Source organism: Anabaenopsis sp. FSS-46 (assembly GCF_029891665.1).
Lineage (GTDB): Bacteria > Cyanobacteriota > Cyanobacteriia > Cyanobacteriales > Nostocaceae > Anabaenopsis > Anabaenopsis arnoldii.
Window position 1 is genome coordinate 19340 of sequence record NZ_JANQDG010000068.1, and the last position, 9215, is coordinate 28554.

Below are 9215 nucleotides of genomic sequence, written 5' to 3' on the forward strand. Positions count from 1 at the left end.
AGACACCACAATTCCTCATTCCCTCATTTTCTTATGTTTATTGATTTCTTTATCAAAAGACCCGTATTTAGCACAGTTTGTGCATTAATTGTGCTGTTGTTGGGGTTGATTAGTATTCCCACACTTCCCATTGCTCGTTTCCCGGATATTGCTCCCACTCAAATCAACGTCACCGCCAACTATAGCGGAGCTAGTGCTGAGGACGTAGAAAGCGGTGTGACGAATATCTTAGAAAGGCAAATCAACGGTATTCAAGGTATCCGCTACATTACTTCTAGTAGTAGTAACGATGGATCGAGTACAATTACAGCCACCTTCGACTCATCCCGCAATCCAGATATTGCAGCTGTGGACGTGCAAAATCGGGTATCTATAGCCGGTCCACAACTCCCAGAAGCTGTACAGCGAACAGGCGTGAGGGTGACAAAGCAATCTAACAATATTATCTTAGCTATTGGTCTATTTGCTGAGAATAACCAGTATGACAATATATTTTTAAGTAACTATGCCGACCTTTATTTAGCAGATGTCTTAAAAAGGGTTAAAGGTGTTGGTAATGTCGTTATCTTTGGTGAACGTCGTTATGCAATGCGTCTATGGTTGGATCCCAATCGCCTGGCTAGTCGGCGGCTGACAACTGAGGATGTAGTTAATACCCTGAAGGAACAAAATTTGCAGGTGAGCGCCGGGAGAATTGGTCAAGAACCGGCTCCAGAAGGGCAAAGATATCAAATTGATGTCCGTGCTGCCAGTAGACTCACAGAACCTGAAGAATTTGCCGAAATTATCCTGAAAACTAACGATGATGGCACGTTAATTAAGCTGAAAGATGTCGGTAGGGTAGAACTGGGTGCGGAAAATTACAATACCTTTTTGCGATATCGCGCTAAAGATGCTGTAGGCTTGGGGATTTATCAGCTTCCTGGGAGTAATGCTTTAGATGTCGCCCGGGGGGTTAGGGAAGAAATGGCGCGACTGGCTCCCAATTTTCCGCCGGGAATACAGTATCAGGTGGCCTTTGACACTACACGCTTTGTGGAAGAGTCCATGTCAGAGGTGATCAAGACTCTAATTACAGCAGTAGTACTAGTTGTGATTGTAATTTTTGTCTTTTTGCAGGACTGGCGCACGACTTTAATTCCCGCTCTCACAGTTCCCCTATCTTTAATTGGGACGTTTATTTTTGCTCGGATTTTTGACTTTTCTATTAATAGTTTAACTTTGTTTGGTCTGACTTTAGCATCGGGGATGGTGGTAGATGATGCCATTGTGGTGGTTGAGCAAATCAGCCGTTTTATCCAGGATAAGGGAATGAGTCCTCGCCAGGCGGCCAGTGAATCTATGGCTGAATTGTTTGGTGCAGTGATTGCTACGTCCTTGGTGCTGATGGCTGTGTTTGTTCCCGTGGCATTTTTTCCGGGAACTACGGGCGCACTGTATCGCCAATTTGCCATGACCATCGCCTTTTCCATTGTGATTTCTACTTTTCTGGCTTTGACTCTCACACCTTCTTTGTGTGCCTTACTCCTACGCCAAAGACCAAAACCTATGGCTAACGCCACGCTATCGCTATCAGGCTGGCTGGGTTGGGTATTTTACCAGATTAATCAGTTTATTGACTTGGTAAGAACACTATATCAGCGATCGCTTCACCTGATAGTCCGCTGGAAAAATATGATCATCGGACTATTCATCGTTTCTTTGGGAATGACTGCTTGGCTTTATACTACAGTACCTACAGCTTTTCTCCCAGAAGAAGACGAAGGTTTTTTTATTACACTAGTCCAAGGACCCCAAGGAGTTTCACTGCAATATACCAGTGATGTCATTGCCCAGGTAGAAAAAGAAATCCTGCAAATTCCCGAAGTCGTGGGAACCTTTGCCGTGGGTGGCTTCGGTTTCAGTGGTAGTACTGTTAACAATGGTATTATATTCACTACTCTTAAACCTTGGGCAGAACGCAGCAGACCAGACCAATCAGTACAAGCCATACTCGGTAAATTACGGGGGAAACTATTCGCCATCCCAGAAGCCAGAGTCTTTCCCGTAAATCCCCCACCGATCCAGGGATTAGGTAACTTTGGCGGATTCCAACTTCAACTGCAAGACCGTAGAGGTGGTAGTGACCTACAAGGTTTAGTCCAATCCATGGGTCAACTGCTAGGCCGCGCCAACCAAACACCAGGATTACAAGCCGTATTCACTACTTTTGCGGCGCAAACACCCCAATTACTGGTAGAAGTAGACCGGAATCGAGCCAAAGCCCTGCAAGTTTCCATAGATGACATCTTTGGGACTCTGCAAACTGCTTTGGGTTCTCAATATGTTAATGATTTCAACCTCCAACAGCGTAATTATCGCGTATATGTCCAGGCAGATAAACAGTTTCGCTCTAACCCCCAGGATATTGAGCAACTAGTTGTGCGTTCTCAAACTAATCAAATGATTCCCTTGAGAAACTTAATTAAAACTACTTCGGTTGTGGGAGCGCAAGTAATTAATCACTATAATCTATTTCGCTCCATTGAAATCAATGGTTCTGCGTCCCCTGGATTTAGTTCTGGAAGTGCCATTCAGTCCATGGAACAGTTAGCAGCAGAAGTATTACCACCCGGTTTTGGTTATGAGTGGTCAGGAACTGCATTGGAAGAAATAGAATCTGGCGGTTTAGCACCCATTATTTTTGGGTTAGGAATTGTCTTTGTCTTTTTAGTTTTGGCTGCTCAGTATGAGAACTACATAGACCCCCTAATTATCCTGTTAGCGGTTCCTTTAGCAATTTTTGGCGCACTTGTGGCTCAATCAATGCGGGGTTTTCCTAATGATATTTATTGTCAAATCGGTCTAGTCATGCTGATTGGTTTGGCGAGTAAAAACGCGATTTTAATCGTAGAATTTGCCAACCAATTACGGAATGAAGGGCTTTCTATTACTAAGGCCGCAGTAGAAGCTGCACAGGAACGTTTACGCCCGATTTTAATGACAGCATTTTCCACACTCCTGGGTATTTTCCCCTTAACCATTGCTACCGGTGCGGGTGCGGGAAGTCGTCAGTCCTTGGGAACTGCAGTATTTGGCGGGATGTTAATCGCTACTTTCTTAAGTTTGTTTGTGGTGCCAGTTTTGTATATTGTGATTAAAACCGCATCAGAAAGTTTATTCAAACCGAATCGCTCTGGTGTGAATTAACATCATCAAGACCTAAACAGCACATTGCATTCTGTGATGAGGTAAACTAGTATCGGGACAAATGCCTCCACTACAACGATTTTATTTTCCCTGAGAAACTAATGGAGATATTTCAAGTTATCCAAGAAACCATTACAAAACCACCTATTCCCCATGAACCACAGAAGCAATCATTGAAGGCTTGGGCTATGTATTGCTTGAGGGACAAAGGATTTACAGTAGTTTACGCCCAAAATGCCGACTTTGCCATTGAACGCAAGGGACAGGGAAAGCTGTATTTTAAAGTTACCAATAATCCAGAAGATGTGGATAATTCTTGTAGTTGGATAGTTTGGGATAGTGTGGCCAAAAGCGTTAGCCTGATGCCACTCCGGTAATTAAAGGTTTTTATTGAGGACTTAAGTCCTCAATAAGTCTGTATAGATATTATACCCGCTTTTCAAATATCATTAAGTGTTGCTGCGGTAACAAGTTTTTGGTTTCTCGCGAAACTAAACCCACAGCTTCCATTTCTTGGCGGTAGCGCACCACCTATCATCTATATCTATGGTTAATTAATCCGGCCATATTTGCACGGATTTGTCTGTTTGCGTAAAAATAATAATTAGGACGCCTTAATTAATCTTAACAATGGTGATCACACAGCTACATCAAAAAATTTCTCCTCAACAAACACCGCCAGATCATCAGGGATATGACTATGATTTGGTCATTGTCGGCGGTGGAATTATTGGTTTAACCTTAGCCGCGGCTTTAAAGGACTCTGGCTTAAGTATTCTGCTAATTGAGGCCAAAGTTGCATCAGCAGCAGTGGCGAAGGGACAAGCTTATGCAGTTCATATGCTTTCGGCGCTCATTTACCAAGGAATTGGTGTTTGGGAAAAAATATCGCCTCAAATCGCAAAATATTGCCAAGTTCGCCTTTCTGATGCCGATTATCCCGATGTTGTGGAATTTATCACCGATGATTTAGGTACATCAGAATTGGGTTATGTGGCGGAACACCAAGCTTTGTTAGAGCCTTTACAGGAATTTGTCCACAATTGTCAGAATGTGACTTATCTATGTCCCGCTGAGGTGGTCAAGACAGAATATCAGCAGGAGATTGTGGCTATAGATGTCAAAATTGCTGACCAAATTCAGACAGTCCGCGGTAAATTAATTGTCGCTGCTGATGGTTCGCGATCGCGTATCCGGGAAGCTGCGGGAATTAAAACTTCTGGCTGGAAATATTGGCAGTCCTGTATTGTAGCATTTGTCAAACCAGAGAAACCCCACAATAACACTGCCTACGAACGATTTTGGCCTAGTGGCCCGTTTGCTATTTTACCACTACCTGGTAACCGTTGCCGTATTGTCTGGACAGCCCCCCACGCAGAAGCAGAGGCTTTGTGTGCTTTAGATGACCAGGAGTTTTTGGCAGAACTCACCCGCCGCTATGGTAATCAAATGGGTAAGCTAGAATTACTGGGCGATCGCTTTATTTTTCGAGTACAACTGATGCAAAGCGATCGCTATGTTCTCCCCAGATTAGCCTTAATTGGTGATGCCGCACACAATTGTCATCCCGTCGGCGGACAAGGTTTAAACTTGGGGATTCGAGATGCGGCGGCTTTAGCCCAAGTGTTACAAACAGCACATAAAGCAGGTAAAGATATTGGTAACCTCCAAGTCCTCAAAGGCTATGAACGCTGGCGCAAACCAGAAAACCTGACAATTCTAGCTTTCACGGATCTATTAGATAGGATGTTTTCTCATAACTTTTTACCACTAGTAGTAATTCGTCGCCTAGGTTTGTGGATGATGCAGCGCATACCCATCTTAAAAGTATTTGCCCTCAAATTGATGATTGGTTTGAAAGGGCAAACCCCAGCACTAGCTAACGCACCAGACAGATAACTCGTGTTTTGGCTCTTGGGAAAAACATACCAGACGCGATAGCTATCGCGTCTCCCTCCCCGGCAAAACACCACCATAATATGAAGATATCTTAGGATTATTTAGGATGATTTGTAATATTTATGATTGACAAATAACACCCCAGTGCCAGCAATGCTAAAGTTGCAAAAACTTAAACCATAGTCTTGGGGGAGTATCCATGGGAAATCAACTACAAAAAAAACAGATTTCTTTGATTGCTGGTGCAGTCTTATTTGCCTTCTCAGCAGGTGCAATCCTATCTACCCCTAACATCAGAACATTCTGGGGGGAATGGTTCAACTCAGCCATAAATCAGTCTGAACAAATTTCTACAGCTAGCCAAGTCAAATCAGATGTATTTCCATTAGTATCACAGTCTCCACAAGAACGAGCAGAAAAACTAGAAGCGATCGCCAATAGTTCCATTTCACCAGACCGAGAACGGGCCCGTTATCTGTTAGCCAGTGATTTAATTAATATTAGGGAAGCAGAAAAGGCCTTAAGTCTTCTAGAAGGACTAGAAAAAACTTACCCCAGTCTGGGCGCGTATATTTTACTCAAACAAGCCCAAGCACAGGACATACTCGGTGAGAGTCGTCAAGCCTCCAATCTACGACAAAGAGTGCTGCGAGATTATCCCCAAGCAGCCGCAACAGCCAGAGCGCTGTATATGATCGCCCTACCAGAACATCATGATCGGGCGATCGCAGAGTTTCCCTCACATCCCCTCACCTGGGAAATTATTTATAAACGCTTAAGAGAAAATCCCCAACAGCCAAATTTACGGTTAATTTTGGCACAACACGCCTTTCACCAACCGGGAATAGTAGGTGTGTTAGATGAGCTAGTAAAACAACCAGATATAAAACCCGATAGCGATAACGTAGCAGTTGGTTCCATAGATTGGGAGATTGTCGGTACAGCTTACTGGGAAAATAATCAATTTGAACGAGCTGGTGATGCCTATGTTAAAGCACCCCAGACAGCCCGCAACCTTTACCGCGCTGCGCGAGGTTTACAGATAGGAGGTAAACAACCCGAAAAGGCATTGGCGATTTATAATCAACTAGTAGAAAAATTTCCCGATGCTAGGGAAACCGGACTAGCCCTATTGCGTTTAGCTGAATTGGCTAAAAACCGTAAAGATGCTTTGCCCTATCTTGACCGAATAATTGCTAATTTTCCTCAACAAGCTAGTATAGCAGTAGTAGAAAAAGCCAAAATTTACCAGGGACTAAATGATCAAAAGTCGGCTCAACAGGCGTGGGAATTGCTATTAAGTGAATACGGTAGTTCTAATCAAGCCGCAGAGTATCGCTGGAACAAAGCCAAAGAGAAAGCCAAAGCCAAAGATTACTTAGGGGCTTGGCAATGGGCACAACCAATTGTGACTGAGAACCCTAATAGTATTTTAGCTCCCAGAGCAGGCTTTTGGGTGGGCAAATGGGCTACCAGACTAGGGCAACAAAAGGAAGCTAAAGCAGCTTATGAGTATGTGTTGAGTCAATTTCCTCACTCTTACTATGCCTGGCGTTCAGCTGTAACCCTGGGGCTGAATGTGGGTAATTTTGACAACATCAGGGAATTGCAGCCGGAAGTAGTTCTACAGCAACGACCTGTACCCCCCGCCGGTTCAGAAACTTTCAAAGAACTGTATTTACTGGGTGAAGATCGTGATGCTTGGTTCCAATGGGAAACAGAATTTACCAATAAACTACAGCCCACGGTAGCAGAACAGTTTACTGAGGGATTAATGCGCCTGGTGAGAGGGCAAAATCTGGCAGGAATTAACTTGATTTCTCGACTCGAAGACAGGGAAACACCAGAGGAACAAGCGGAGTATCAGGCTTTGAGCCAGCAGGTAAGTTATTGGCAAGCCCGTTATCCTTTTCTCTATCGCCAGGAAATTAAAAAATGGTCGGCTCAACGAGAGTTAAATCCCCTCCTGGTAATTGGTTTGATGCGTCAGGAATCAATGTTTGAGCCAAAAATTAGATCTGTGGTCGGTGCTACTGGTTTAATGCAGATCATGCCGACTACAGGTGAATGGATTGCTCCCCAAATTCAGTTGGATAGTAAAACAATTGACTTAGAAGACCCCAACGAAAATATTAATCTGGGAACATGGTATTTAGACTATACCCATCGGCGGTATAATAATAACTCCATGTTAGCGATCGCAAGTTATAATGCTGGCCCTGGCAACGTCGCCAAATGGCTACAAACCATTGGGAAAGATGATCCAGATGAGTTTGTGGAAGATATTCCTTTTAATGAAACTAGAAATTACGTGCGGCAAGTCTTTGGTAACTATTGGAACTATCTGAGACTTTATAACCCCGAAATTTCCGCCAAGGTAGCAAGATATTCACAGATACACCGCTCGGTTAAACTTACCCAAAACTACCCAAGTCTAGACTTAACTGTAAACCGGTAGTTTTAGCGTTAACTTCTTGTTTCATCGCGGTCTGAGCAGGTTCAAAAAACTTAACGGCCGAAATGGACTTTAGCATACTAATAAAACTCCTGAAACCCTTATATAGCAAGCGACCGAGGTTCAATACATGATAATTACTATTTCAGCTTTTTTGATTGAACTTCGGTAATAGTTAACTGGTGCATCACAACAGTATTTAGGCGAAACGCTATTCCATATATCCCTCCCTTTGTAACAGGATGGGTTGGGTGTGGAGTCAAACCTCATCATAAATATTTAGTGCAATACCAGTGTAAAATTTTTATGTCCTTAAAAATCTATCTTTAGATAGATGACAAAATTACCTAAATAGTATTACCGAGAGTGAATAAATAAATGACACATTTATTTTGTTGTGTCCATTTGAGCGTGGTATTATAAATTTCATATATTTAAACTTTTGCTGTCTTTTCTTATAAGTACGCATACCGTTAAATATTCAACTAACCACCAAAGGTAAAACCCATGGAATTAATAGGACTAACTAGGGCTGTAGCCTTAACAACGCTGACATTCACCCTCAGTGCTACCCCCACTTGGAGTCAAACTAAAACTAATCAAAACAGCTTTACTTGTCTCTCAAGTTCCTACCCCAGTTGTGTGGAACAAATTCCCAGCCCCTTGGGGTTAACACCTGAACCAGGAAAATACCAGAAAATTAATGCTGGTGAATCTGACTTTTTACCCCCAACTGTGCAGATATCCCATAGCGACAGAGGGGCGTTAACTATCAAAAATTCCCAAGTAGTTAGTCAAAGACCCCCAATACTTTACAGTCAAGGTCGGTCTAATCGCGATTTAGCTGTAACTTACCTCAGTCGCGGTATTTTTTATTATCAACAGGGAAATTTGCCGTTAGCTCTGTTTAATTTCAACCGAGCTATTAAACTTAATCCTAATTTTGCTGAGGCTTACGTCGGACGCGGTAGTGTTTATGCTTTACAGCAGAAATGGGATTTAGCACTGGCTGATTATAACCGAGCTATTAAACTTAATCCTAATTTTGCTGAGGCTTACGTCGTTCGCGGTACTATTTACCAGTACCAGGAAAAATGGGATTTAGCACTGGCTGATTATAACCGAGCTATTAAACTTAATTCTAATTCTGCTCTAGCTTACAACGGTCGCGGTAATGTTTACCGTAACCAGCAGAGATGGGATTTAGCAGTGGCTGATTACACCCAAGCTATTAAACTTAATCCTAATTTAGCTGAAGCTTACATCGATCGCGGTATTGTTTACTCTAACCAGCAGAGATGGGATTTAGCAGTGGCTGATTACACCCAAGCTATTAAACTTAATCCTAATTTAGCTCTAGCTTACTACAATCGCGGTCTTATTTACTATGACCATGAGAAATGGGATTTAGCAGTGGCTGATTACACCCAAGCTATTAAACTTAATCCTAATTTAGCTCTAGCTTACTACAATCGCGGTAATGTTTACCTTAACCAGCAGAAATGGGATTTAGCACTGGCTGATTATAACCAAGCTATTAAACTTAATCCTAATTATGCTGAAGCTTACATCAATCGCGGTAATGTTTACGCTAACCAGCAGAAATGGGATTTAGTAGTGGCTGATTACACCGAAGCTATTAAACTTAATCCTAATTTAGCTCTAGCTTACT

The 9215-nt window shown here is 42.7% G+C and carries 5 protein-coding genes and 1 pseudogene; 5 read left to right on the top strand and 1 reads right to left on the bottom strand.

The window, feature by feature from the left end; all coding sequences use genetic code 11:
* Nucleotides 1-33 precede the first annotated feature (33 nt).
* Nucleotides 34-3189, top strand: a complete 3156-nt coding sequence (locus NWP21_RS08070) for an efflux RND transporter permease subunit (protein WP_280792278.1) — start codon at nt 34-36, stop codon at nt 3187-3189.
* A 101-nt stretch (nt 3190-3290) separates the two neighbouring features.
* Nucleotides 3291-3566: a hypothetical protein gene (locus NWP21_RS08075; RefSeq protein ID WP_271733607.1), complete on the top strand. Its 276-nt coding sequence runs from the start codon at nt 3291-3293 to the stop codon at nt 3564-3566.
* A gap of 49 nt (nt 3567-3615) precedes the next feature.
* On the opposite strand, the pseudogene NWP21_RS08080 reads toward NWP21_RS08075, so the two are convergent.
* A pseudogene (locus NWP21_RS08080) lies at nt 3616-3714 on the bottom strand (SAM-dependent methyltransferase); the annotation flags it as partial.
* Nucleotides 3715-3819: 105 nt separating this feature from the next.
* Here NWP21_RS08080 and NWP21_RS08085 point away from each other — a divergent pair.
* The 3 genes from NWP21_RS08085 to NWP21_RS08095 all read left to right on the top strand — a co-directional run.
* Nucleotides 3820-5088, top strand: a complete 1269-nt coding sequence (locus tag NWP21_RS08085) for an FAD-dependent hydroxylase (protein WP_280792279.1) — start codon at nt 3820-3822, stop codon at nt 5086-5088.
* A gap of 199 nt (nt 5089-5287) precedes the next feature.
* Nucleotides 5288-7546: a transglycosylase SLT domain-containing protein gene (locus NWP21_RS08090; RefSeq protein ID WP_280792280.1), complete on the top strand. Its 2259-nt coding sequence runs from the start codon at nt 5288-5290 to the stop codon at nt 7544-7546.
* A gap of 504 nt (nt 7547-8050) precedes the next feature.
* On the top strand, nt 8051-9215 hold a 1165-nt coding region (locus tag NWP21_RS08095), incomplete at its 3' end, for a tetratricopeptide repeat protein (protein WP_280792281.1).